21 protein-coding genes, 12 tRNA genes and 1 riboswitch are annotated in these 24,366 nt (G+C 62.1%); of the genes, 15 read left to right on the top strand and 18 right to left on the bottom strand.

Going from position 1 to position 24,366, the window contains the following annotated elements:
- The first annotated feature begins 4 nt into the window (after positions 1-4).
- The 4 genes from ACT5M9_RS07185 (at position 5) to ACT5M9_RS07200 (ending at position 2,900) form a co-directional block, all read left to right on the top strand.
- The gene (locus tag ACT5M9_RS07185) at positions 5-532 is read left to right on the top strand and encodes a MotA/TolQ/ExbB proton channel family protein (RefSeq protein ID WP_286040793.1); all 528 of its coding nucleotides are present in this window, start codon (positions 5-7) and stop codon (positions 530-532) included.
- Between the two features lie 61 nt (positions 533-593).
- Positions 594-1,001, top strand: a complete 408-nt coding sequence (locus ACT5M9_RS07190; protein ID WP_005327075.1) for an ExbD/TolR family protein — start codon at positions 594-596, stop codon at positions 999-1,001.
- 16 nt (positions 1,002-1,017) lie between these two features.
- A complete protein-coding gene (locus tag ACT5M9_RS07195; protein ID WP_438551835.1) occupies positions 1,018-1,653 on the top strand; it encodes an energy transducer TonB in 636 nt (211 codons plus the stop codon).
- A gap of 11 nt (positions 1,654-1,664) precedes the next feature.
- The gene (locus ACT5M9_RS07200) at positions 1,665-2,900 is read left to right on the top strand and encodes a tetratricopeptide repeat protein (RefSeq protein ID WP_457980714.1); all 1,236 of its coding nucleotides are present in this window, start codon (positions 1,665-1,667) and stop codon (positions 2,898-2,900) included.
- Positions 2,901-3,105: 205 nt separating this feature from the next.
- Here the strand turns inward: ACT5M9_RS07200 and ACT5M9_RS07205 are convergent, their stop codons facing one another.
- On the bottom strand, positions 3,106-6,141 hold the full coding sequence (locus ACT5M9_RS07205; protein WP_457980712.1) for a glycosyl hydrolase family 18 protein: 3,036 nt from the start codon (positions 6,139-6,141) through the stop codon (positions 3,106-3,108).
- Between the two features lie 112 nt (positions 6,142-6,253).
- Positions 6,254-6,335, bottom strand: a riboswitch (cyclic di-GMP riboswitch).
- A gap of 294 nt (positions 6,336-6,629) precedes the next feature.
- On the opposite strand from ACT5M9_RS07205, the gene ACT5M9_RS07210 reads away from it, so the two are divergent.
- Positions 6,630-8,780 carry an ExeM/NucH family extracellular endonuclease gene (locus ACT5M9_RS07210; protein WP_457980710.1) on the top strand — a complete coding sequence of 717 codons (2,151 nt, stop codon included), beginning with the start codon at positions 6,630-6,632 and terminating at the stop codon, positions 8,778-8,780.
- 148 nt (positions 8,781-8,928) lie between these two features.
- Here the strand turns inward: ACT5M9_RS07210 and ACT5M9_RS07215 are convergent.
- From ACT5M9_RS07215 to gltX, 6 genes are all read right to left on the bottom strand, one after another.
- Positions 8,929-9,004: transfer RNA gene (locus tag ACT5M9_RS07215), tRNA-Ala, on the bottom strand.
- A gap of 55 nt (positions 9,005-9,059) precedes the next feature.
- Positions 9,060-9,135: transfer RNA gene (locus ACT5M9_RS07220), tRNA-Ala, on the bottom strand.
- Positions 9,136-9,193: 58 nt separating this feature from the next.
- Positions 9,194-9,269 (bottom strand) — tRNA-Ala (locus tag ACT5M9_RS07225).
- 64 nt (positions 9,270-9,333) lie between these two features.
- Positions 9,334-9,409, bottom strand: a tRNA-Ala gene (locus ACT5M9_RS07230).
- A 28-nt stretch (positions 9,410-9,437) separates the two neighbouring features.
- Positions 9,438-9,513 (bottom strand) — tRNA-Ala (locus ACT5M9_RS07235).
- 273 nt (positions 9,514-9,786) lie between these two features.
- A complete protein-coding gene (gene gltX, locus ACT5M9_RS07240) occupies positions 9,787-11,202 on the bottom strand; it encodes a glutamate--tRNA ligase (protein WP_457980708.1) in 1,416 nt (471 codons plus the stop codon).
- Between the two features lie 249 nt (positions 11,203-11,451).
- On the opposite strand from gltX, the gene ACT5M9_RS07245 reads away from it, so the two are divergent.
- The 3 genes from ACT5M9_RS07245 (at position 11,452) to ACT5M9_RS07255 (ending at position 14,821) form a co-directional block, all read left to right on the top strand.
- On the top strand, positions 11,452-13,554 hold the full coding sequence (locus tag ACT5M9_RS07245) for a methyl-accepting chemotaxis protein (protein WP_457980706.1): 2,103 nt from the start codon (positions 11,452-11,454) through the stop codon (positions 13,552-13,554).
- A 99-nt stretch (positions 13,555-13,653) separates the two neighbouring features.
- Positions 13,654-14,316, top strand: a complete 663-nt coding sequence (locus tag ACT5M9_RS07250; protein ID WP_457980704.1) for a LysM-like peptidoglycan-binding domain-containing protein — start codon at positions 13,654-13,656, stop codon at positions 14,314-14,316.
- Between the two features lie 295 nt (positions 14,317-14,611).
- The gene (locus ACT5M9_RS07255) at positions 14,612-14,821 is read left to right on the top strand and encodes a cold-shock protein (protein ID WP_005327092.1); all 210 of its coding nucleotides are present in this window, start codon (positions 14,612-14,614) and stop codon (positions 14,819-14,821) included.
- A 354-nt stretch (positions 14,822-15,175) separates the two neighbouring features.
- On the opposite strand, the gene ACT5M9_RS07260 is transcribed toward ACT5M9_RS07255, so the two are convergent.
- The 8 genes from ACT5M9_RS07260 to orn all read right to left on the bottom strand — a co-directional run bounded on the left by ACT5M9_RS07260 (position 15,176) and on the right by orn (position 16,610).
- A tRNA-Gly gene (locus ACT5M9_RS07260) sits at positions 15,176-15,251 on the bottom strand.
- Positions 15,252-15,275: 24 nt separating this feature from the next.
- Positions 15,276-15,351: transfer RNA gene (locus ACT5M9_RS07265), tRNA-Gly, on the bottom strand.
- A 38-nt stretch (positions 15,352-15,389) separates the two neighbouring features.
- Positions 15,390-15,465: transfer RNA gene (locus tag ACT5M9_RS07270), tRNA-Gly, on the bottom strand.
- A 24-nt stretch (positions 15,466-15,489) separates the two neighbouring features.
- A tRNA-Gly gene (locus tag ACT5M9_RS07275) sits at positions 15,490-15,565 on the bottom strand.
- A 37-nt stretch (positions 15,566-15,602) separates the two neighbouring features.
- Positions 15,603-15,678, bottom strand: a tRNA-Gly gene (locus tag ACT5M9_RS07280).
- Positions 15,679-15,710: 32 nt separating this feature from the next.
- Positions 15,711-15,786, bottom strand: a tRNA-Gly gene (locus tag ACT5M9_RS07285).
- Between the two features lie 25 nt (positions 15,787-15,811).
- A tRNA-Gly gene (locus ACT5M9_RS07290) sits at positions 15,812-15,887 on the bottom strand.
- A gap of 177 nt (positions 15,888-16,064) precedes the next feature.
- Positions 16,065-16,610 (bottom strand): oligoribonuclease, encoded by a 546-nt coding sequence (gene orn, locus ACT5M9_RS07295; protein ID WP_457980702.1) that lies wholly within the window; start codon positions 16,608-16,610, stop codon positions 16,065-16,067.
- A gap of 91 nt (positions 16,611-16,701) precedes the next feature.
- Here orn and rsgA point away from each other — a divergent pair, with 91 nt between their 5' ends.
- The 5 genes from rsgA to ACT5M9_RS07320 are packed head-to-tail and all read left to right on the top strand — an operon-like array spanning position 16,702 to position 19,550.
- Positions 16,702-17,736 (top strand): small ribosomal subunit biogenesis GTPase RsgA, encoded by a 1,035-nt coding sequence (rsgA, locus tag ACT5M9_RS07300; protein WP_457980700.1) that lies wholly within the window; start codon positions 16,702-16,704, stop codon positions 17,734-17,736.
- Positions 17,737-17,766: 30 nt separating this feature from the next.
- Entirely contained in the window at positions 17,767-18,639 is an 873-nt protein-coding gene (asd, locus tag ACT5M9_RS07305; protein WP_457981638.1) for an archaetidylserine decarboxylase, read from the top strand.
- Positions 18,636-18,902, top strand: a complete 267-nt coding sequence (locus ACT5M9_RS07310; RefSeq protein WP_457980698.1) for a VF530 family protein — start codon at positions 18,636-18,638, stop codon at positions 18,900-18,902. Before asd ends, ACT5M9_RS07310 begins: the two co-directional genes overlap by 4 nt.
- Positions 18,892-19,143 carry a DUF2960 domain-containing protein gene (locus tag ACT5M9_RS07315; RefSeq protein WP_349919346.1) on the top strand — a complete coding sequence of 84 codons (252 nt, stop codon included), beginning with the start codon at positions 18,892-18,894 and terminating at the stop codon, positions 19,141-19,143. Before ACT5M9_RS07310 ends, ACT5M9_RS07315 begins: the two co-directional genes overlap by 11 nt.
- 2 nt (positions 19,144-19,145) lie before the next feature.
- A complete protein-coding gene (locus ACT5M9_RS07320; RefSeq protein WP_457980696.1) occupies positions 19,146-19,550 on the top strand; it encodes a hypothetical protein in 405 nt (134 codons plus the stop codon).
- Positions 19,551-19,656: 106 nt separating this feature from the next.
- On the opposite strand, the gene rclC is transcribed toward ACT5M9_RS07320, so the two are convergent.
- Positions 19,657-20,223 carry a reactive chlorine resistance membrane protein RclC gene (gene rclC / locus ACT5M9_RS07325; RefSeq protein WP_457980694.1) on the bottom strand — a complete coding sequence of 189 codons (567 nt, stop codon included), beginning with the start codon at positions 20,221-20,223 and terminating at the stop codon, positions 19,657-19,659.
- A 42-nt stretch (positions 20,224-20,265) separates the two neighbouring features.
- Complete coding sequence (locus ACT5M9_RS07330; RefSeq protein WP_438551823.1) at positions 20,266-20,595, bottom strand: carboxymuconolactone decarboxylase family protein; 330 nt, start codon at positions 20,593-20,595, stop codon at positions 20,266-20,268.
- 112 nt (positions 20,596-20,707) lie between these two features.
- Between ACT5M9_RS07330 and ACT5M9_RS07335 the strand changes: the two genes are divergently transcribed.
- Positions 20,708-21,622 (top strand): cupin domain-containing protein, encoded by a 915-nt coding sequence (locus tag ACT5M9_RS07335; RefSeq protein ID WP_457980692.1) that lies wholly within the window; start codon positions 20,708-20,710, stop codon positions 21,620-21,622.
- Positions 21,623-21,686: 64 nt separating this feature from the next.
- Here the strand turns inward: ACT5M9_RS07335 and ACT5M9_RS07340 are convergent, their stop codons facing one another.
- Positions 21,687-22,181 (bottom strand): hypothetical protein, encoded by a 495-nt coding sequence (locus ACT5M9_RS07340; protein ID WP_438551821.1) that lies wholly within the window; start codon positions 22,179-22,181, stop codon positions 21,687-21,689.
- A gap of 169 nt (positions 22,182-22,350) precedes the next feature.
- Between ACT5M9_RS07340 and ACT5M9_RS07345 the strand changes: the two genes are divergently transcribed.
- On the top strand, positions 22,351-24,327 hold the full coding sequence (locus ACT5M9_RS07345; protein WP_457980690.1) for a putative bifunctional diguanylate cyclase/phosphodiesterase: 1,977 nt from the start codon (positions 22,351-22,353) through the stop codon (positions 24,325-24,327).
- The last annotated feature ends 39 nt before the right edge of the window (positions 24,328-24,366 follow it).

A 24,366-nucleotide genomic window follows, 5' to 3' on the forward strand; every position in this document is an offset into this window, starting at 1 on the left:
CACCATGTGGTTCTGGTTGATTGAAGAAGTCGAGTCGGTCCGCCGGTTTCTGGGATTGGGGGGCGACGTACTGGTCGCCCTGTTCTTCCTGACCCTGATGATGTGGGCCCTGCTGCTGGAACGCTGGTTCTACTTCATGACCGTCTACCCCAAGCAGGTGAAACAGACCAAGGCCGCCTGGCTGGCCCGCAGCGACCATCTCTCCTGGTCGGCCAAGCAGATCCGGCGCGAGCTGGTCTCCCGGGTCGCCATGGCGGTGGACAAGGGGATGCCGGTCATCAAGGTGCTGATCGCCCTCTGTCCGCTGATGGGGCTGCTCGGCACCGTGGTGGGCATGGTACAGGTGTTCGACACCCTGGCCATCACGGGCACCGGCTCCCCCAGGGCGATGGCCTCGGGCATCTCCAAGGCGACGGTACCGACCATGGCGGGCATGATTGCCGCCCTTTCCGGCCTGTTTTTTGTCAACCAGCTCGACCACAAAGCCAAGCTGGCGGTCGAGAAGCTGGAAGACAACCTGAAACACGGTTAATGCAGGATGCATGCGCCAGACGGCACGCCGTCTGGCCACAGTTAAGCAAGGAGTTTTTGCCATGAGAAAACGTCACAGCGACAGCGGTGCTGATGAGGCGGCCATCGATTTGACCCCCATGCTGGACATAGTGTTCATCATGCTGATCTTCTTCATCGTCACTACCTCGTTCGTCAAGGAGTCCGGGGTGGAGATCAACCGTCCGAGCGCCAGCACGGCGGAGACGGTGAAGAAGGGGAACATCATGGTCGCGGTTCGCGAGAACGGTCAGGTCTGGGTCGACAAGCGGGTCGTCGAAGTGGGGGCCGTGCGCGCCAACATCGAGCGTCTGCGCGCCGAGAACCCGGAGAGTGCCGTGGTGATCCAGGCCGATACCGAATCCCGTTCCGGTCTGGTGGTCCAGGTCATGGATCAGATCCGCATGGCCGGTGTCCAGAACATCTCCATCGCGGCGAGCAAGAGCAGCTGATGCCGGAGCGAGCACCATGAGATACCTGATAGCGATTACGGTCTCCTGTGTGGTGGTGTTCTTCCTGTTCCTGGGAATGAACAAGCTCATCACGCCGGATCACCGGGAGCTGACGGAGAGAGAAGACGTCACCATGACGGACTTCATTCGCCTCAAGCCCCAGGAGACCCTGCAAGAGAAACAACGGGAACTGCCCAAGCCGCCGCCCCCGAACCGGCCCCCTCCCCCTCCGGAGATGGAAGTGGCCAGCACGGACAGGCCGCAGATGGAGAGCTCGTCCATGGACATGCCCAAGCTCGACATCCCGGTCAACATCGGCGGCGGCAATGCCCTCGGCGCCTACAGCACCGGTGGTGGCGGCGGTGGCATGGGGGGCAACAACGGCGCCATTCCCATGGCGACCTTCGAGCCCATGATGCCCCGCAAGGCGGCCCTGGCAGGGCTGGCGAGCGGCAAGGTGCTGGTGGAGTTCACCGTCACCGAGCGCGGCACCGTCAGCAACGTGCGGATCGTCAAGGAAGAGCCACGCAGCTACGACCTCGGCAAGGAGGCCCGCAAGACCATCGCCAAATGGACGTTCAAGCCGGCCATGGTCGATGGCAAGCCGCAGGCTTCCCGTATGCAGCAAGAGATCGAGTTCGCGGTCAACTAAGGAAGGTGGCGATGAAAAAGTTACATACCCTGATCCTCGCCCCGGTCGCCATGGCGGTGCTGCTCAGCACCGCCAACTGGGCCGCCGAGCAACCCGCCCTCTCCGATCGCGCCTACCGCGCGGTCAACAAGGCGCAGGCGTTGATCACCGAAAAGAAATACGGCGAGGCGAATGCCAAGCTGCAGGATGCCCTGTCCGGCGTCGGCGAACGGGTCTACGACAAGGGGGTGATACTGCAGACCCTGGGCTTCGTGGCCGCGCAGCAGGAGAAATACGGCCAGGCGACCAAGTACTTCGCCGATGCCATCGCCACCGGCGGCCTGCCGCAACCGGTGGCCCAGCAGGTGCGCTACAACCTGGCCCAGCTCTACATGGCGGAGGGCAACTTCAAGGCCTCCATCAGCACCATGAACCAGTGGTTCGCGAGCCTTGGCAAGGATGAGAAGCCTACCCCCCACGCCTACATCACCCTGGCCAACGCCCATGTGCAGCTCAAGCAGTACAAGGACGCCATACCGGCGGTGGATCAGGCCATCAAGCTGTCGGGAGGCAAGGCACCCGAGTCCTGGTACCTGCTCAAGATGGCGGCGCACTACGAGCTGAAACAGTACAAGCCGGCCACCGAGGTGCTCACCGCCCTCATCGACAGGTATCCGGAGAAGAAGAAGTACTGGACCCAGCTATCCGCCATGCACATGCAGGCGGGCAACGACGCCAAGGCGCTGGCGGCGCTGGAGGGGGCTTATAACCTCGGCATGCTGACGGAGGCCAATGAGCTGCAGCGTCTGGCCAACTACCTGGCCTTCGCCGGCATCCCCCATCGCGCCGCCCGGGTGATGGAGAAGGCCATGAAGGACGGAGCCATCGAGGGCAATGCGGCCAACTACAAGACGCTCGCCAACTACTGGCATCAGGCCAAGGAGCTGGATCCGGCCATCGACACCCTGGCCAAGTCTTACAAGCTGGCCCCGGATGCCGAGCTGCAGCTCAAGATGGCGCGCATGATGATCCAGAGCAAGCGCTACCAGGATCTGGTGGCCTTCGCCGCCAAACCGGCGGCCAATGCCAACGGTGAGCAGCGCGCCGACCTGAAGTTCCTGACCGGGGTCGCCTACTTCGAGCAGCAGAAACCGAAGGAGGCCCTCTCCGCCTTCAGTCAGGCAGCCCAGAATGGTAACGTCAGCGGCCGGGCCTCACCCTGGATCAACTTCTTGAAGGAACAACAAGGGGGCGCCGTCACCCAGTGACAAGCCAGGCGGAGGCTTGCCTTCGCCCTGCCTCCACGACACAAGGGGCCCTGCCCCACCAGTTGCCTTGGTGGCACATTGGCCGCTCCCCGGAGCGGTCTTTTTTTATGGCTCCCCTTCCTTTCTATCTCCCATAAAAAAATCCGGAGCCAGGCTCCGGATTTTTCGTCTCTACTGGGCATCAGAAAGATGCCGCTTCGTCATATCAGTAGTTGCACACCAGCTTCCAGCTACCGTCGCCCGCCTTGGGCTCGGAGCTGGTCCACCAGTTGGCCTGCCACACCGCCTTGCCGTTGGTCACGCGATCGTTGGCATTGGCGTGATCCCCCCGTGGCCAGCTCGGATAGGCCGGGTAGCTCGCCGGGTTGACGTTCTGGCTGCTGCAGGTCGTGCCACCGGTACCGCCATCACCGCCGCCCGTACCCACGACCGCCTCGGCCAGGGCCGGGAAGTCAGCCTTGAGGCCTATGGTCTGGCTGCCGACAATCAGGCGCACGCCACTCGGTACACCCGCCGCTGGCAGGTAGTAGGTCATGGCCACTTCGACGTCAGAACCCGGTGCCCAGGCCTTCCAGGTCGGCAGCGTCATGGCCACCTTGTGGAAGTCCTTCTCATTGGCGATGCCGTCGGAGTTTTGGTTGCCACCACTCTCGACCACCTTGAGGCCCATGCCGCTCTGATCCGTGATGGTGTCAGAGGTGGAAGTGGGCACCAGGAACTCGATGCGGGTGCCGCCCGGAATGGTCTGGGTCGACTTGTTGGTGAGTTTCAGGGTCGGGTTGATCGGGTAGTTGGAATCCCCTTCCTTGAAGCCGGAGAGGCTGACGCCGATGTCGAGCTGGGCCGCCGGAGCAGGCAGATCGTTCTGCTTCAGGTTGGGAGGCGTTGCCGTCCTGAACTTGTCATAGGCCAGGCTCGTCAGTGTGCTGCCCATCACATACTCGTTCTTGGCCGGATCGAACGCATAGTCCCCCGCCATCTCCCAGAACATGACGCCCCCCAAACCGCGCTTGACGATGTAGTCCAACTTCTTGCCCATGGACTCTTCATCTTCGGTGGAGAGGAACACCTTCTTCTGCTCGTTCCACAGCCAGGGCACCTGCGCCTTGTCGTCGAAGTAGCGCACGTACTGACCCTGGATCACGTCAGCGGGATCGTTCGGATCCAGACCCCAGGCGGTGCCATAGCTCGGCAGAGTAGTGATGCCGAGGCTGGCCGCGTGCTCCAGGTTCTTGGCGTGCCACATGGGCACGGCACCGGCGCCGACTTCCTTGCCGTTCTTGTCCAGATCGTGCCAGATGTTGTCGATACCGACCGCCCCGTTGCCGCAGGGGATGGTGCTGCCACCGGTGCCCGGCTGGCAGTTGCTCTGGCTCGGCAGGGCCGCCTTGCCGTTGAGACCATGAGTCCCGCCGGTCACCCCTTGCCAGCCACGGGTGTAATAGGGCACACCTATGTTGATCTTGCCGGCCGCCAGGGCGCCACGGAAGTAGTGGGCCGCCCAGGCCGAGTTCAGGTAGCCGATGGCGCCGTACTGGGCCTGACTGTAGACACCCCACTGGGCCAGCTCGGGATCCGCCTTGTTGTCGAACAGGGCGGCGTTGTGGGCCACGAAGTTGTTCCAGGCTCCGTGGAAGTCATAGGTCATCAGGTTGACGTAATCCAGGTACTGGGTGACCTGGAAGTTCTCCATGCCGCGCAGCAGATAGGCGGACGCCGGCGAGGCGATGGTCAGCATGTACTTGCGGCCATCCTCGGTGCCGGCGTTGTCCAGCCGAGTGCGCAGTGTCTTCATCAGCACTTCATAGTTGGCAAACAGCTTGGCCCGACACTGGTTGGAGAGCGGGAAGTCGTTGGGGTTACCCGCGTCCTTCATGGAGGTGGGGTATTCATAGTCCACGTCCACGCCGTCGAAGCCGTACTGGCGGATGAAGCTCACAGCAGAGTCGGCAAAGGCGTTGATGCCGGCTGTGTTGACCGAGCAGTCGCCCTTGGTGGTGGCGGTATAGAAGCCGCGGGTATCGGCCCAGCCCCCCACCGAGATCAGGGTCTTCACGTCCGGATACTGCTTCTTGTACTTGGAGAGCAGGTTGAAGTGACCCTGATAGGCGAACTCGGGATCCATCTCGGCACCCGGCACCCCGCTCCAGGTCATCTTGGTGGCGGCGTCATCCACCTTGATGGTGTGGCTCTGCTCATCCACCGCCGCGAAGGCGTAGTTGATGTGGGTGATCTTGTCCCAGGGGATGTCGTTGACCAGGTAGGCGGGCAGACCGTTCTTGCCGGTGCGCCAGGAGGTGAAGTAACCGATGACACGGCGGGCATGGTCATCCCCCATGCACTCGCTGCCATCGGCGCGGTAGATCTGGCGCACGTCGCAGGAGAGGTTACCGCCTGTGGGGGGCAGGGCCGCCTCTTCCACCTGCACATCCACCTGGGCCGACTCGCCAGAGAGGCCACCCTTGTCGGTGGCCACCAGCTTGAGGCCGGTCAGCCCCTTGTTCTGGGGCGTCCAGTTCACCTGCCAGGGGGCGCTGGTGTCTTCGCCCACCTTCTGGCCGTTCACGAAGAGCTCGACCCTGGCCACGTCGTTGTTGGCGTCGGTGACATTGCCGCTCACCGCCGTGCTGCGACCCAGGGTCACCTTGGCACCGGCGGCCGGGCTAGCGATGCTCACCTTGGGCGCCTCGGGCGCCACCACGGCGGCGACATTGAAGCTGGCGCTGGCCTCGCCGAGCACCTTGCCATCCTTGTCCAGGGCGCGGGATGTCAGCTGGTGGGCTCCGACGCCGCTGGCGGTCCAGCTCGCCGACCAGGGGGCCGCGCTGCTCACCGCCACCTGGGTGCCATCGATCAGGTATTCGACCTTGACCAGGGCGCTGCTGTTGCCACCAAGGCTCACCGTCAGGGCGACCGGCGCCCCTTCGTTGACGCTGCTGCCGGCGGCGGGCGAGCCGATGGTGAGGGTCATGCCCGGCGTCGTGCTGCCATCGGTGAAGGGTTTCCAGGCATCGGCCCAGACGGTACCCACCCCGGGAGCATAGTGATAGGGCGAGGCGCCACACCAGCCGGAGTAGGGGAATTCCTTGCATTCGTAGAGGTTGCCCACGTTGCTGACGACGTCGCCAGCCTTGTAGGCGGTACCGGCCTGATAGGCGGGATAGGCGGCCTGCGCCCAGGCGGGCATGGCCGCGAGGGCAACCAGCATGGCGAGCCTGCTGGGCCTGAGGGTCTGTTGCATCTTGTTATCTTCCTTGTTGGTCTTGGCTTTTAATGACCGGGCAAAGCGCAACAGCAACAGGCGAAAGGGGTCGACAACAGGCCATGGACGGGCCACATACCCTCATGTCACCCGGGGAAGCCCCGCTATCTGTCATCGCTGGCAGACCGGAGGCTTTGCGTCCCGACATCACTGTCGGTTTGCTCTTTACCTGGGTTCCGTGAGGAACAGCCCGAGTATAGGAAGCAAGTGGCTAACACTCAATCTTCATTCTCAAAGAGAAATATGTAAACGCCGCCGTGCTCACACAATTTCGGCTTCGATGAGATGACATCTTTATCATCAATTTCATAGTGTTAGCTGTGTCAAAAAAATAGAGACAGCCTCTTTTGCTTCCCCATAATGTGCGCTGGTTCACTGGTATGAGCAGCCAGAAGTGTGACAATGCGCGCCCTTGGTTCAGGCACCAAGGCTATGGAAACACTGGCAAAAATAAAAAAGGAAACACAATGAAAGGTACCCCTACCCTGCTGTCACTGGCCGTGGGGCTCGCGCTCGCGTCCCCGTCACTCCAGGCCGCCGGCTTCAGCTGCCCGGCCGACAGCGCCCTCATCCCCATCCCCGCCATCCAGGGCAGTGGCGACAAGAGCCCCCTGGTCCCGGACGGTCAGTTCGAGAGCACCCAGAGCGTCTCGGTCAGGGCCGTGGTCAGCGCCCTCGGCGAGAGTCTGAACAAGGGCTTCTACCTGCAGGATCCGCAGGGGGATGGCGATCCCCAGAGCTCGGACGGCATCTTCGTCTATCTCAACGACAAGAACTTCGCAACCAAGTATCCGGGCATCAAGCCGGGGGCCGAGATCTGTCTGGAGGCCAAAGTCGAGGAGTATTACAACCACACCCAGCTCAAGCCCGTCTTCGACGGCGGCACGCCCCGTCTGCAGGTCTTGGCCCAGGGCACTGCCCCTGCCGCCACGGCGCTGCGGGTGCTGGAGGGGGAGACCCTGGCCCGGGCGCTGGAGCGCCACGAGGGGATGCGGGTGCGCCTCGATGCCGGCAGCGAGCTGAAGATCAGCCGCAACTTCAGCTACGACTACGCAGCCAGGCGCAACAACCTGGTGCTCTCTCACCTGGCCCCCCTGGTGAAACCGACCCAGCTGCACGTGGCCAATAGCGACGAGGCCAAGGCATTGGCCGAGGCCAATGCGGGCAACCGGGTGTTCCTCGAATCCGACTTCAAGGCCGCCGATGGCAAGCTGCCCTGGCTGCCCGCCTGGGAGCCCGAGCAGGGGTATCTGCGCATCGGCGATGCCCCGGTCAACCTGGAGGCTCTGGTCGGCTACAGCTACAACGAGTACCGGCTGATCGTGCCGAAAGAGCAGGCCATCACGGTCGGGGATCTGCTGCGCACCGACGAGAACGATCGCCTCCCTGCCCCTGCCCGCACCGCCGGCGCGGATCTGCGGGTCGGCAGCTTCAACGTGCTCAACTACTTCACCAGCCACTCCAGCGTGGGCGGAGCCCTCAACGTGCTGTGCAAGGATCAGGCGGATGCGGACAGCGCCAAGGGCTGCAACCGCGGCGCCAAGAGCCTGGAAGACTTCCAGCAGCAGCGCACCAAGATAGTCAACGCCATCACCGAGATGGACGCAGACCTGCTCGGCCTGATGGAGATGGAGAACAACGGCTTCGACGATCACTCCGCCATCAGCGACCTGGTCAAGAGCCTCAATGCCCAGCAGAAAGACGCCAGCCAACACTACGCCTTCGTCAGCCTGCCCAAGGCTTCGCTCGGCCAGGAACGCTACTTCGGCGGTGACGCCATCATGGTGGCCATGCTCTATCGCCCGGCCAAGCTGACTCCGAGCGGGGACGCCAGCGTAATCCTGCTGCCGGAGCAGCGTTACACCGTCGGTGGCGTTGCCAAGACCGCCGGTCAGCGCGACTCTCTGGTGCAGAGCTTCACCGTAACGGGCAGCAAGGATCCCCTGACTCTGGTGGTCAACCATCTGAAATCCAAGGGATCGGGCTGCTACGAGAACGGGGATGGCAAGACGGAGCCTGCGGATCTGCAGGGCAAGTGCACCGAGTTCCGGGTCAGCGCCGCCAAGGTGCTGGGGGAAGCGGTGAGCAAGTTGCCGGGCCAGGTGCTGCTGGTGGGGGACTTCAACTCCTACGCCAAGGAGGACCCGATCCGGGTGCTGACCGACTATGTGCCGGCCAGCAGCGATCGCAAGATCCGCTCCGCCTCCCACACCTTCATCGGTGAGCAGGCGTATGAACAGATAGGCCAGGAGGTAGGCAAGAGCTATGGTCTGGTGGACCTGAACGTCAAGTTCAATCAGGCCAAGGCCATCTCCTACAGCTATGAGGCCGAACTCGGCACCCTGGACTACGCCCTCGCGAACCCGGCCCTGGCCAAGAAGGTGGTGGCCGTCGCCGACTGGCACATCAACTCCTATGAGAGCAACCTGTTCGAGTACGGCCGCGGCTTCACCGGTGACATGATCAAGTCGGACAACCCGTTCAGCGCCTCGGATCACGATCCCATCATCGTCGACCTCAAGCTGCAGGAGCCGAGCAAGGACGGCGGTGGCGGTGCCATGGGCGCCCTGTTACTCGCCCTCTTGCCTTTGGCCTGGCGTCGCCGACATGCCCAATAATCCCAGCTGAATAACGAAAAAAGCCCGCGACAGTCGCGGGCTTTCTCATGTTGGCCATGTGATGTGTAAATGAAGAGGCGCTGGCCATGAAAAAACAAATGCCCGAACAAACAAAAAGGCCACCGCGATAACGGTGGCCTTAAGTATTTGGTGGAGCTACGCGGGATCGAACCGCGGACCTCTTGCATGCCATGCAAGCGCTCTCCCAGCTGAGCTATAACCCCAAATTTTACTCTTTAAACAAGCGGTTCTGGCGGCTGCTTGTTTCACTGCTAATAATGGTGGAGCTACGCGGGATCGAACCGCGGACCTCTTGCATGCCATGCAAGCGCTCTCCCAGCTGAGCTATAACCCCGAAATCTTTACTCTTTAGACAAGCGGTTCTGGTGGCCGTTTGTCTCACTGCGAAATAATGGTGGAGCTACGCGGGATCGAACCGCGGACCTCTTGCATGCCATGCAAGCGCTCTCCCAGCTGAGCTATAACCCCACAAAGGTCGGCCTGGGTGATACACACCGCACTGCCCTGGGTACTGCATTGTCAATCTGAAACCTGGTGGAGCTACGCGGGATCGAACCGCGGACCTCTTGCATGCCATGCAAGCGCTCTCCCAGCTGAGCTATAACCCCTTGGATTCCAGATTGTTCGAGGAGAATTTGGTGGAGCTACGCGGGATCGAACCGCGGACCTCTTGCATGCCATGCAAGCGCTCTCCCAGCTGAGCTATAACCCCAACTCACCTCGGTGCTACCAAAGTTATCTCTGGCAACGGAGGCGCATGATAGGCATCACCCGCTTTGCTGTCAACCCTAAAATATCACCGGCCGGAGCGTTTAGTCAAAATTCAGGCAGTTCGCTGTTTTTACCGCCAATCTCATCGCTATCTCCCTGTTTTATGTCACAAATCCCATTACAGCACCAAAACAAAGAGCCCCCGTTCGGGAGCCCTTTCTGGTCATTTACAGCGGCTTGTTCGGCCGTCTTGGAAAACCGACTGGCAGCGAGCTTACTCGGCAGCCATGCGCGCTTCGATGTACGCCAGGGCGCGATCGATGCGAGCCAGCACACGCTCCTTGCCCACCAGCGCCATCACGGCGTCGATGGCCGGGGATTGACCCAGACCTGTGACGGCGACGCGCAGCGGCATGCCGACCTTGCCCATACCCTGACCCAGCTCGGCGGCGGTGGCTTCGATCAGCTCGTGCAGTGCTTCGGTGGTCCAGGTCTCCAGCGCGGCCAGCTTGGCCTTGGCCAGAGTCAGCGGCTCTGCGGCCACACCGCGCAGGTGCTTCTTGGCGGCGGCCTCGTCGATGGCCTCGTACTCCTCGAACAGGTAGCGGCTCTGGGCGGCCACCTCCACCAGGGTATTGCAACGTTCCGCCAGCAGGGTCACCACCTGTGGCAGGGACGGGCCCTTGCTGGTGTCGATCTGCTGGTTTGCCATGTGCCAAGCCAGATGCTTGGCCACATAGGCCGGATCCAGGCTGCGCATGTAGTGGTTGTTCAGCCACAGCAGCTTGTCGGTGTTGAAGGCGGAGGCAGACTTGGAGATGGCGTCCAGGCTGAACAGCTTGATCATCTCCTCCAGGCTGAAGATCTCCTGATCGCCGTGGGACCAGCCCAGACGCACCAGGTAGTTCAGCAGGGCTTCCGGCAGGTAGCCGTCATCGCGGTACTGCATCACGGACACGGCACCGTGGCGCTTGGAGAGCTTGGCACCGTCGTCACCCAGGATCATGGAGACGTGGGCAAATTCCGGCACGGGGGCGTTCAGGGCCTTGTAGATGTTGATCTGGCGCGGGGTGTTGTTGATGTGGTCTTCGCCACGCACCACGTGGGTGATCTCCATGTCCCAGTCGTCCACCACCACGCAGAAGTTGTAGGTCGGCGCACCGTCGGTGCGGCGGATGATGAGATCGTCGAGCTCGGTATTCGCAAACTCGATGCGGCCGCGCACGTGATCGTCAAACACCACTGAGCCTTCGGTCGGGTTGCGGAAGCGAATGACGTGGGGCGCATCGGCCGGATGATCGTGGGCCGCATCACGGCACTTGCCGTCATAGCGCGGCTTCTCGCCGTTCGCCATCTGGCCTTCACGCAAGGCTTCCAGACGCTCCTTGGAGCAGAAGCACTTGTAGGCGCGACCGTCGGCCAGCATCTCGTCGATGAGACCGTTGTAGCGGTCGAAACGCTTGGTCTGATAGTAGGGGCCCTCATCCCAGTTCAGCTCCAGCCATTCCATACCCTCAATGATGGCGTCGATCGCCTCCTGAGTGGAACGTTCCAGATCGGTATCCTCGATACGCAGCACGAACTCACCGCCCTGGTTCTTTGCAAACAACCAGGAATAGAGTGCGGTACGGGCACCGCCGACATGCAAGAAGCCGGTCGGGCTGGGAGCAAAACGGGTTTTGACTTTCATCTTTAAGCCTTGTGTGGAGGGCCTTGGGCCAATTCATTAAAAAACCGACGCATTTTAGCACCGAGAAACCCGGATGGGAAAACCATGGCGCAACCGGGGAGAAAATAGGGCCAGGAGAGATAAAGACCACTATTTTTGAGTGGGATCTCAGAAGCGGGTTCGTTTTTCCGCTTAGCTAGTGCAGAACGCTGGAGAAATCTTCCGCCCTGCCGATAAATCAAACAACTCAGACCCTACAAGGAACGCAAGATGCAGTTTCGTTCTATTCAGAATCGCATCCTGGTGATGGCGGGGATCGCCATGACCACGGCACTGGTCATCCTGATCCTGCTCAACCAATACTCGGGCAAGCAGACCCAGCAACTGACCATAGCCTCCAGTCGCGCCGCCCTGCAGCAGGAGGCATGGCAGAAAGTGAGTGCCAACGCCCGCGCCGAGGCCGCCACCATCACCCAGCTGCTGCAGAAGGGGCTCTCCTATACCCAGCAGATGGCCAGCGTCTTCGCCCAGCAGCAAGGGGGCAAGCTGCCGCTCGATCGCCAGCAGGCCACCGACCTGCTCAAGGCCCAGCTCGGCCTGGAACCCCAGCTGTATGGCGCCTTCGCGGGCTTCGAGCCCAACGGCTTCGATGGCCAGGACAGCCTCTTCGCCGGCCAGACGGCGCTGGGCAGCGACAGCACCGGCCGCTTCGTCCCCTACTTCTACCGTGACAAGGAGAGCATAGGCACCGATCTGCTGCTCTCCATCGAGAAGAGCGACGCGGACGAGTTCGGCAACCCGGCCAACGACTACTACGCCTGCCCGAAACGGGAGGGGCGCTCCTGCCTCATCGACCCCTTCAAGGTGGACATCAACGGCCAGCAGGTGCTGGTGAGCACCATCACCACCCCCATACTGGTGGACGGTCAGTTCAAGGGGGTCGCCGCGCTGGATCTGGCGGTGGACTCCATCAGCCGTCAGGCCCAGTCCCTCAACAGCAACATCTATGACGGCAAGGGGGAGACCCTGATCGTCAGCGCCGCCGGCGTCATCACGGGCACCAGCGGTGATCAGAGCCTGCTAGGCGAGCGCGCCGACAAGCTGCTCGGCGACGGCTGGCAGCAGTACCTCAAACCCGAGGTGCAGCGCCAGGAGCTCACCGACGCGTTTCGCATCTCGGTGCCCATCGCGGTGCCTGGCATGAGCCGCAACTGGGCCATCATCGTCACCCTGCCCTATCAGGTGGTGCTGGCGGGGGCGGACGAGCTGGAGGCCCAGCTCGCCGACATGAATCGCTCCGCCATGACCCAGCAGCTGGTCGGCGCCCTGCTGGTGCTGGTGCTGGCTCTGGCTACCATGCTGGTGATCGCCCGCAGCATCACTGGCCCCATCCGCCAGATGGTCAGCCTGGTGGACGACATCGCCGACGGCGAGGGGGATCTCACCAAGCGTCTCAATACCCAGTCCAAAGACGAGCTGGGGGCCCTGGCCCGCGGCATCAACCGCTTCATCGACAAGTTGCAGCAGCTGCTCGGGGACGTGCAGAAGACGGCCACCGAGGTGCACCGCCACGCCGGTGACACCGACCGCATCGCCGGTCAGACCGACACCAATCTGCAGCATCACCAGGCGGAGATGGAGCAGATGCTGACCGCGGTGCAGGAGATGTCCTATGTGAGCCAGGAGGTCGCCACCCACGCCAACAACACCGCCGACTCGGCCAAGCAGGCCCAGGGGGCGGCAGATCAGGGCAAGGCGCGCTTCCAGCAGGTGATCCAGTCCATGCACAGGGTCGCCGCCGAGGCGGGCAAGGGGGCCGAGGTGGTCGAGGGGCTGGCCCACGACAGCGAGCAGATCACCAGCATACTCACCGTCATTCAGGGCATCGCCGATCAGACCAACCTGCTGGCGCTCAACGCCGCCATAGAAGCGGCCCGGGCCGGCGAGCAGGGTCGCGGCTTCGCCGTGGTGGCGGACGAGGTGCGCAAGCTGGCGGGCAACACCCAGCAGGCGGTGCAAAACACCCAGGAGCTGATCGAGAAGATCCGCCACAGCTCCACCAATGCGGTCAACGCCATCCAGCAGAGCCAGCAGTTGACCCATCAGGCGGTGGGCGAGGCGGATCTGGCGGAGGCGGCGCTGGACAGCATCTTCCAGGCCATCGCCACCATCAACGACATGACCTACCAGATCGCCTCCGCCGCCGAGGAGCAGAGCTCGGTTTCGGAGACAGTTTCCGGCAATCTGTCAAAAACCAACGCACTGGCCAACGACATCGCCCAGGATGCGACCAACACCGCCCAGGCGAGCCAGGCCTTGCGTCAGGCGGCGGAGCGTTTACAGCAATTGCTGGGACAATTCCGTCTCAGTTGATAATTTTCCTACTCAGGACTCTCCCCCTCGGGGGCGAGTCCGTTTACCATAGGCGGCATATTTGCCTGATGGCAGGCAATGTAGTGAGAGGTAAATGCCGTGCCCACCCCGGACCGTCGCCCACGTGGCCATAACAGACGAGCCCAGCAGCGTCGCCAAGACGAATCACAAGGAAACCTGCTCCATCGTATCAATGCCGCTACCCTGCCCCTGCGTCAGCGCCTCGGTCAGGGTCTGAGCGGAAAATCCAACAAGGAACCCAGAGCCGCCTCGTTCAAGCTGGCGAGCCCGCTGCCCCGCAAGCACACCATAGCTCTGCTGGTGCTGATCCCGCTCTGGCTGATAGTGCTCGCCTGGGAGCCCGCCCCTGCGGCCCCGACCGCCGCACCGTCCGGTTCTCTTGCCGTACCGCTGGCGGTGCCGACCCAGGCCCTGACCGTCGGCAATGGCAACACGGGCAGTGCACCTGTCGCCACCAAGCCGGTGGAAGAGAAGGTGGACGGTACCTGGTTGCAGCACGACGTGCAGGCCGGCGAGACCCTCTACTCCATCTTCCGCAAGTTCGAGCTGCCGGGGGCCGAGCTCAGCCGCCTGATCGCCATCGAGGGGCCGGACAGGCCACTGACCCGTTTGCAGTCCGGCAAGTCGGTGTTCGTGCTGGTGGATGCCGGTCGCCGCATCCAGCGGGTCGAGATCCGCTCCTTCGGCCAGGTGAACTACCGCTACGATCGCCAGGGAGAGGGATTCGCCCTCAAGGAGTGAGGCTGGACCTGACTTGAACCATGAAAACGGGAGGCACCATGCCTCCCGTTTTTCATCCTGCCGACCCGAATTACCCCATTGAGACGCCAATACTTTTAGCTTGCTCAAAAAATGAAAAGTGCCAAATTGACAAGGGATCGGCCTTACGTACAATCGTTTGTGCTTTAAACAGGGATAGTACTACATGCGACTGGGACACATCGACGTAGTCAGTCATGGGTAGGCCCCTGCTTTCTTAAGCAAATGCTGCCCAACAAGGCGTTAGTTTCATTTTGTTATAGATAGGACTTACCACATGTCTGACATTCGCACCGGCCAAGTAAAGTGGTTCAACGAAACCAAGGGTTTTGGCTTCATCGAGCAATCCCAGGGACCGGACGTATTCGTTCACTTCTCCTCCATCCAGAGCACCGGTTTCAAGACCCTGGCTGAAGGTCAAAAAGTCCAGTTCACCGTGACCCAGGGCAAGAAAGGCCCTCAGGCTGAGAACGTCACCCTGCTCTAAGCCGCGTCCGTGAGCCCGTAGGAGGAGCCTGAGCCCCTCCTATTTTTTTGCCCGCCGTTCCCCCGCCAGCACGCACCCGTGCCGCCATCCACCACACCGATCTTGCTTGTAGAAAGAGATGAGGGCGGAGCTCGCCGAACGCCGGATACGACAAGTCATCGCGGCGCGATGTGATTGGCAGTTCGAACGGATGATGAGGACTTCAAAGAGAGAGTGGAGCAGGACACGAGGCTCAAAATCGCAGCCCAGCCTTGGCAAAGGCGGATCATGCTCTACCAACAGGATGTGGCAGTGATTGTGCTGAGAAACCGGATTCGTGAACCTGGAGGGGAGAGATGGAATTCGAAGAGAAATTGGAGCGGGAAACGAGACTCGAACTCGCGACCCCGACCTTGGCAAGGTCGTGCTCTACCAACTGAGCTATTCCCGCAACAGGATGTCGTCTGCACATGATTGGAGCGGGAAACGAGACTCGAACTCGCGACCCCGACCTTGGCAAGGTCGTGCTCTACCAACTGAGCTATTCCCGCATCGGAATATCATCTGCAGCACTTCGATAAGACAAGTTTGGAGCGGGAAACGAGACTCGAACTCGCGACCCCGACCTTGGCAAGGTCGTGCTCTACCAACTGAGCTATTCCCGCAACAGGGTGTCTTCTGCACATGATTGGAGCGGGAAACGAGACTCGAACTCGCGACCCCGACCTTGGCAAGGTCGTGCTCTACCAACTGAGCTATTCCCGCATCGGAATATCATCTGCAGTATTTCATAAAACAAGTTTGGAGCGGGAAACGAGACTCGAACTCGCGACCCCGACCTTGGCAAGGTCGTGCTCTACCAACTGAGCTATTCCCGCAACTTGGGTGTCTTGAGGTGCTTGCTGACGATTGGAGCGGGAAACGAGACTCGAACTCGCGACCCCGACCTTGGCAAGGTCGTGCTCTACCAACTGAGCTATTCCCGCATCGGAACATCATCGGCAAATTTTTTGGAGCGGGAAACGAGACTCGAACTCGCGACCCCGACCTTGGCAAGGTCGTGCTCTACCAACTGAGCTATTCCCGCAACTACCTTAAAACGGCCGTACAGCATTTGGTTGCTTGCGCTACTGTACGGGAGCCGAATTATAAGAGCAGTCATTCCAATTGCAAGGGCTTTTTTGTCAGCCTGCGGCTGTTCGCTCAAAAGCTGGTCGAACTGCCGATTTTAGCAACCGAGTGACAGCAAGCCCTTGCCGGCAACTCAGATTTTGAAGACCTGAGCGCGGTAGAACTGCAGCTCGGCGATGGATTCGCGGATGTCGTCCAGGGCCTGATGGGTGCCGCTTTTCTTGAATTGATCCAGCAGCGCCGGCTGCCAGCGGCGCACCAGCTCCTTGATGGTGCTGACGTCGACGTTGCGGTAGTGGAAGAAGGCTTCCAGATCCGCCATGTGCTTGACCATGAAGCGGCGATCCTGGCCTATGCTGTTGCCGCACAATGGGCTGGTACGCTCCGGCACCCACTGGCGGATGAAGTCGAGGGTCTCGGCGACGGCTTTCGCCTCGTCATGCTGACTCGCCTTGACCCGGGCCACCAGGCCGCTCTTGGTATGGGTGTTGACGTTCCAGTCGTCCATCTTGGCGAGCTCTTCATCGCTCTGGTGGATGGCGATGACGGGCCCCTCGGCCAGCACGTTCAGATCCTTGTCGGTGACTATGGTGGCGATCTCCAGTACCACGTTCTGTTCGGGGTCCAGGCCCGTCATCTCCATGTCGATCCATACCAGGTTCTGCGCGCTGACTGTCATGATTGCTCTCTCTATTGGGAGGAATGGCGGAATTTTGCCAATTTGCATGTATCATACTGGCTTTGGATCTGTTCATAAACCGGCAAACCCCGTGGCAAAGAAAGCAAAACTCAATCTGGGTCAACAAAGGCGCGTCCAGGCCAACCGCGAGCGGCGGCTGCAAAAAGAGCACACCACAGTCGTGGATGACACCCTGTTCGGCCCGGCCATCGAAGGGGTGGTGATCAGCCGCTTCGGTCAGCACGCGGACGTGGAGGCGACCGACGGCGCCATCCATCGTAGCAACCTGAGACGCAGCAGCATCAGCAGCCTGGTGTGCGGCGACAAGGTGGTCTGGCGTCCCGGCCTCAATGCCGCCACCGCCGGCGTCATCGAGGCGGTACACCCGCGCCACTCGGTGCTGACCCGGCCGGACTTCTACGACGGGGTCAAACCCATCGCCGCCAACATCGACCAGATCATCATCGTCTCGGCGGTGATGCCGGAGTTCTCCACCAACATCGTCGACCGCTACCTGGTGGCGGCAGAAGACGTGGAGATTTCCCCCCTCATCGTGCTGAACAAGGTGGACATGCTGGATGCCGCCGCTCGCGAGCGCATCGAGAGCCAGCTCTCCGCCTACCGCAAGCTCGGTTATCCGGTGATCCTGGTGAGCTGCGAGAGTGGCGAGGGGCTCGATGAGCTCAAGGCGGCCCTGACCGACAAGATCAGCATCTTCGTCGGCCAGTCCGGGGTAGGCAAGTCCTCCCTCACCAATGCCCTGATGCCGGGGCTGGATGTGCTCACCGGCGAGATCTCGGAGAACTCCGGGCTCGGCCAGCACACCACCACCACGGCGCGGCTCTATCATTTCCCGAGCGGCGGCGATCTCATCGACTCCCCGGGGATCCGCGAGTTCGCGCTCTGGCATCTGGAAGCGGATCGCATCACCTGGTGCTTCGTCGAGTTTCGCGACTACCTGGGTGGTTGCAAGTTCCGCGATTGCACCCACAAGGACGACCCCGGCTGCGCCTTGCGCGCGGCGGTCGAGCGCGGCGACATCAGCGCCGATCGCTTCCACAACTATCACCGCATCCTGGAAACCATGCAGGAAGCCCGCCACGGTCGGCAACAAGCCCGACTGTGACCCATTCAACGAATTCTGTAGATGAAGATCATGAGCATCACTGACAACCTGAAAATTGCCGGTCAATACTGCCTGCCCAAACACGCCGTCTCCCGCCTGGTGGGCAAGCTCGCGGCCGCCGAAGCCGGCAACCTCACCACCAAGGTGATCGAGGCCTTTATCAAGCAGTACCAGGTCGACATGAGCGAGGCCCTGCACGAAGACCCGGCTCACTACCCGAGCTTCAACGCCTTCTTCACCCGCGAACTCAAACCGGGGATCCGCCCCCTGGTGGAAGATGCCATGACCCTGGCCCTGCCGGTGGACGGCACAGTCAGCCAGCTCGGCCCCATTCATCAGGGTCGCATCATCCAGGCCAAGGGCCACGACTACAGCGCCCGCGAGCTGCTGGGGGGTTATGAGGATCTGGTGGCGCCGTTCAAGGACGGCGACTTCGCCACCATCTACCTGGCGCCCAAGGATTACCACCGCATCCACATGCCCCTGGACGGCGTGCTGGAGAGCATGGTGTTCGTGCCGGGGGATCTCTTCTCCGTCAACCCGCTCACCGCAGAGAACGTGCCGAACCTGTTCGCCCGCAACGAGCGCGTGGTCGCCACCTTCCGCACCCCTCACGGCCCCATGGCCCTGGTGCTGGTCGGTGCCACCATCGTCGCCAGCATCGAGACCATCTGGGCTGGCAACATAGCGCCGACCAGGCAGAAGGAAGTGGTGCGTTGGGACTACACAGGGGATGAAGCCATCACATTGCAAAAGGGTGCCGAGATGGGCCTGTTCAAACTCGGCAGCACAGTCGTCTGCCTGTTTGGCCCCGGCATGCTGGCGGGCTTCGAGCCCCACCTGGCCAATGGTGTCACCACTCGCATGGGACAGCCCTTCGCCAAACTGGCGGAGCAGGCATGAGCGAGCAGCCAGCCTCTTCCCAGAAGAACAATCCGCTGCATGGGCTGACCCTTGAGGCGATAGTCACCGCCCTGGTGGCCCACTACGGCTGGGAGAAACTAGGGCAGGAGATCAATATCCGCTGCTTCACCCAGGATCCCAGCATCAAGTCGAGCCTGAAGTTCCTGCGCAAGACCCCCTGGGCACGGGAGAAGGTGGAGAGCCTCTACCTCTATATGCAGCGCAAGCAGGCGAAACAGAAGGAAGCCCCAGATGGCCTTTAAGATCACCTACACGTACAAGAAGCAGGCCAAAGAGATTGGCTACGCCAACGACAAGTTCAACAGCATCTACGATGCCATCGCCCATGCCGAGGGGATCAACTTGGCCAGCTTCCACGCCATGGAGGCCCAGCTGGCCCAGGTGTGTCGCCGCGACAAGAAGAGCGTGAAGGACTATCAGGAGAACTACTTCAGGGAACTGGGTTTCTCCAACATCGTCATCGAGCGGGATCTCAAGGAGTAAGCATGCGCACCCTGACCCTGATGGCCGCCTCCCTGCTGCTGGCGGCCTGCAGCACCCCGACCCAGAACCTGGTGGGCAACGATCAGGATGTCCACGGCTGCCGCGCCAGCGCAGGTTACCAGTGGTCTGCGTTGACCAATCAGTGTGTGCGTCTGTTCGAGCAGGCGGTGCGACTGCAATCCCTTGAGGCGAGCGAAACCGGCAGTGCCTTCGTGCTGTTCAACGACGATCAGAGCCAGGCCGAACTGACCCTGCCAGATGGCGAGCAGGTCCGGCTGAAGCGTCAGGGGGAAGAGGGCAATCACTCCTGGCAGGACGGTCGCTATCAGCTCTTCCCCTGGAAGGGCTATGTGCTCAAGTCCGGTGATGAGGCGCTGTTTCACGGTGACAGCGGCCTGCAACCGTGACCTCAGTCTGACTCACTCAGCCCCGGCCCCTGCCGGGGCTTTTTGTTGGGCCAACGCAAAAAAGCCACACCCAAAGTGGTGTGGCAAACGGTAGGCAGGCTATCACTTAACGTCTGGCCAGCAGGGTTCTGGCAGAATCCACCATGGCAACATAACCACAGGCCAGCATCATGATGTCCTTCAACACCAGCCGGCCCGCCCCCGACAGATAGGGGAAGCCATGGTGGGCGTCTCCCAGATCCGGCACCCAGGTCTCCGGTGTGAACATCAGGAAGCTGAAGGTGACAAAGGGGGTCAAAAAGGCCATCAGGGCCCCGACGAACCCCAGCAACGGGAAACGGAAGTTGGCCAGGATCAACAGGGCAAACACCAGTTCCACCACCCCCAGGCCATAGGAGTAGCCATAGGTGTTGTTGCGCTCGTGCCAGGCCCGGTTTTCCGGCACCAGTTCTCCCTCGTGGTTGAGGTGCTGACTGTACTCGTCCGGCTGCGTATAGAAGAACGACATGAAGGGGCTGTTGGCCACGAAGGGGGTGATGCTGTCCGCCTCATAGGGAATAAACTTCAAAAGCCCTATCCAGATGAACACCACCCCGACGGCGACCCGGCAAAGGTTGGCTCCCCAGCGATCGCTGCCGGCGAGCCAGCCCAAGGCGCGGTTGAATATCGACATCCTCACTCCTCAGGGGCCGGCCAGCTGCGGCCCCGCACAATCTCAGCGGTCGATGGCGTCCAGCACCCGGGCGGAATAGACCATGGCGGCTCCGGTGTTCATGGCGATGGCGACCCCCAGGGCATCGGCGATCTCGGCCCGGCTAGCCCCCTGCTTGAGGGCGGATTCGGCGTGCACGGCGATACAGCCGTCGCAGCGGGTGGTGACCGCCACCGCCAGGGAGATCAGCTCCCGGGTCTTGCCGTCCAGTGCGCCATCCTTGCTGCCGGCGGATGAGAGCAGTTGATAGCCCTTGAGGGTATCCGGGCTCAGGGTGCCCAGTTCCATCACGCGGCCGGTCAGTTCTTTACGGTATTGTGCCCAATCTTGCATCTTGACTCTCCTCTGGGGTGAACGGGCACCTGCCCGTTCGATGGAGCCAGTATTGCATCGAGCGGTGATTCAATTAATACTTAAAAGACGCAAATAAACACCATATCGAATCATGAGTGACATAGACCAGTTGATCGGCCAGGCCGGGATCCGCGGCTCCTTCGACGTGCGCTGCCTCTACCGCGGCGGCTTCGCCCTCCCCCACCCGCAGAGCCCGAGCGGGGTCATGCCCTTTCACCTGCTGATGAAGGGGGAGATCCGGGTCAGCACCCACCAGGGCCAGGAGGTGACCTTGCAACCGGGGGAGCTGTTGCTGTTGCCGGGGGGTGAGCCCCACACCGTCTGGCGGGGCGGGGAGCCTCTGGCCGATGTCGAAGAGGACGAGGGCGTCCTGCCCATCCGCGGTGACGGGGGAGACGAGGTGGAGTTTCTGTGCGGCGAGTTTCACTACCAGGGCCCCCTGCGCCCCCTGCTGCTGGATGCCCTGCCGAGCCCGCTCTGCATCCCCCTGCTCGCCAGCGAGTCCCGCGAGGCGCTGGCCCTGGTGCTGACCCTGATCCGCCAGGAGCTGGCCCGCGAGCAGCAGGGCTCGAGTGCCGTGCTGACGGCCCTGAGCCAGGTGCTGCTGGCCATGGGGCTGCGCGCCCACGCCAGCGATCCGGGCGCGGCCCTCGGCCTCATCGGCGCCCTGCAGGATGCGCGGCTGGGTCGCTCCCTGCAGGCCATGCTGGCGACCCCCGCCCACCCCTGGAGCGTGGATGAACTGGCGACCCTGGCCGCCATGTCTCGCGCCACCTACTTTCGCCACTTCCGTCAGCGCCTCGGCTGCAGCGTCTGGGAGTTCATGGTGCGGGTGCGCATGGTGCGGGCGGCGGAGCTGCTGCGCCAGCCGGATCACCTGCCCATCGGCGAGGTGGCCCAGCTTGTGGGCTATCAGTCAGAAGCCGCCTTCGCCAAGGCCTTCAAGCAATCCACCGGACTGGCCCCCGGCAAGTTTCGCCAGCAGGGGCTGGCCGCCGGGGAGTGACGGGCAAAAAAAGACCCCGCTGCAGGCAGCGGGGTCCGATAATCGAGCGCACAGGGCGGCCGGATCAGTTGCTGAGGGTAGAGAACAGGCTCTGCTCCAGGCTGCCGCGAGAGACGCAGACCGGCGTGATGGAGGGGGCCAGCACACGCTCACCTGAACCCTCGACGAAGTAGAGCTGGGTGTTGCCCTTGACGTTGACGGTGGCGACGCTGTTGGTGCCGCTCTGGGTGATGATCAGGTTGATCTGCAGATTGGGGTTGCCCAGGGCGACTTTGGAACCCATGGTACCGCAATCCAGCCACTCCAGGCCCTCGGCCGAGTTCTCGACGTTGGCGGTCATCAGGCCGGAACCGCGCTGGCTGTTCTCGATGTTGAGGCCGTGATCGCCAAACCACTTCTCGGCACGGGCCCACACCAGATCCACCGGGATCTGCATCTCCTGGGTATTGTTGGTCGCCTTGGCAACCGGCGGGGTGTAGCGATACTGCTCGCCACCATTGTTGTCACTGGCACAACCGACCATCAACAGGGCCAGGGCGCCCCCCATTATCTTCTTCATGCTGCTTCTCTCGTCCATAAGGCCACCACAGGCCAATCGGCGGCTATTATGGCGCCCGCGACACAGACTGTCAGCAGGGATCGACACAAATGGATCATCATTAACCCAGGCTTTACAAAATTGGCCTGTTATCATAGATTTGCTCGAAATCTCCCCTGTGGACGCCCACGTGCATTCCTCGCTCACCCTGGCTCTGCTACAGCAGATCATCGACCAGTTGCCCATGAATATCTTTTGCCGGGATGCCAGCGGACGCTACCTGTTCGCCAACAAGGTATTCGCAGAAGAGGCCGGGCTGCAGCACCCCAGTGAGCTCATCGGCAAGACGGATGCCGAGATGCCCTGGGGGGATCTGTTCAGGGAAGAGGATCAGCGCCTGCTGGCCGAGGGCAAGCCCCTGCTCCACCAGCAACTGCACTGTCATAGCGGCGAGAGCACCAGCTGGATGGAGATCCACAAGGTGCCCCTCTACGACGAGCAGCACCAACCCCTCGCCCTGTTTGGCATGGTCAGCGCCATCGATCAGCGCAAGGAGCTGGAACAGACCTTCCGCCAGCAACAGCTGCTGCAGCGCCGCCTGCTGGACGCCATCCCGGATCTCATCCGGCTGGAGGACCACCAGGGGGTGCTCATCGACTGTAATCAGGCCTTCCTCGACTTCATGGGACTCACGGCGAGCGAGGCCATCGGCCATCGCGTCACGCCGCACCTGCCGGTGAAGCAGACCATGGGGCAGGGCGAGTACTGCCTGATGGATGCCGAAGGCCAGGGCCGCCATCTGGAGATCACCCGCATCGAGGTGCCCGACGAGGAGGGCAACGCCCTCGGCATCCTCACCCTGGGCCGCGACATCACAGGGCTACGCACCACCCAGGCCCAGTTGCAACAGGAGCAGCATTACGACAGCCTCACCGGCCTGCTCAAGCTCTCCCACTTCCTGCAGACCAGCCGCCACCTCGGCTCCCGCAATGCCAGCCTGCTGCTGCTGGATCTGCAACATTTTCGCGAGATCAACGATCGCTTCGGCATTCGCGTCGCCGATCGCCTGCTGAGCCAGGTGGCCCGCCGCCTGCAGCGGCTGGCGCCCCCCAACTCCCTGCTGTGCCGGGTCGCCGCCGATGACTTCGCCCTGCTGCTGCCCGAGCTCCCCATTCCCTTGAGCGACTGGAGCCGCAACCTGCAACAGGAGCTGATGACCCCCTATCAAGTGGAAGAGCACAGGATCCAGATCCCGGTCTTTATCGGCATCGCCCACGGCAAGGCCAAGGAGGCCGAGCGCCTGCTCAGCCACGCCGAGGCGGCCCTGGCCCAGGGCAAGCGCCAGCAGCAGCACTGCACCCTGTTCGATCCCGAACTCGATGCCAAGCTCAAGCGCCGCCAGCTCATCGCCGCCCAGTTGCCGCTCGCCATCAAGTCGGCCCAGCTGACCGCGGTCTACCAGCCCATCATAGGCACCCACAACAACAGGTTGCACGGTGCCGAGCTGCTCTGCCGCTGGCCCCATCCGGAATTTGGCATGATCTCCCCCGACGAGTTCATCCCCCTGGCGGAAGAGCTCGGCCTCATCGGCCAGCTCGGCCAGCTGATGCTGGAAACGGGCTGCGCCCAGTTGGCCCGCTGGCAGCAGGTGGCGCCGGATCTGGTGCTCTCCATCAACCTGTCGCCCCTGCAGTTCCGCGATCCCGAGCTCTGCCCGCAGATCTTCGCCTGCATCGAGCGCCACGGCCTCGCCCCCTGGCAGCTGGAGCTGGAGATCACCGAAGGGGTGCTGATGGAGAACGCGGACGAAATCGAAAGCAACCTCGCGAGCCTGATCGAGGCGGGTTTCCACCTCGCCATCGACGACTTTGGCACCGGCTACTGTTCCCTGGCCTATCTGCCGAGGCTGCAGGTCGCGACCCTCAAGCTGGACAAGAGCTTCACCCAGGGGCTGGCCACCAATCAGGCCACCACCGCCATAGTGCGCTCCGTGATCGGCCTGGCCCACGAGCTCGGCATCCGGATCACCGCCGAAGGGGTGGAGACGGCGGAGCAGCAAGCCTGGCTGGCCCAGGCCGGCTGCGATCGCCTGCAGGGCTACCTGTTCAGTCGCCCCCTCCCCCCCGAGCAGTTCGCCCTCGACTATCAGCTGATCCCGGCCCACTGATCCCCGAGATGCAAAAAGGCCGCATCGCTGCGGCCTTTT

This window comes from Aeromonas sp. AE23HZ002T15 (assembly GCF_054165525.2).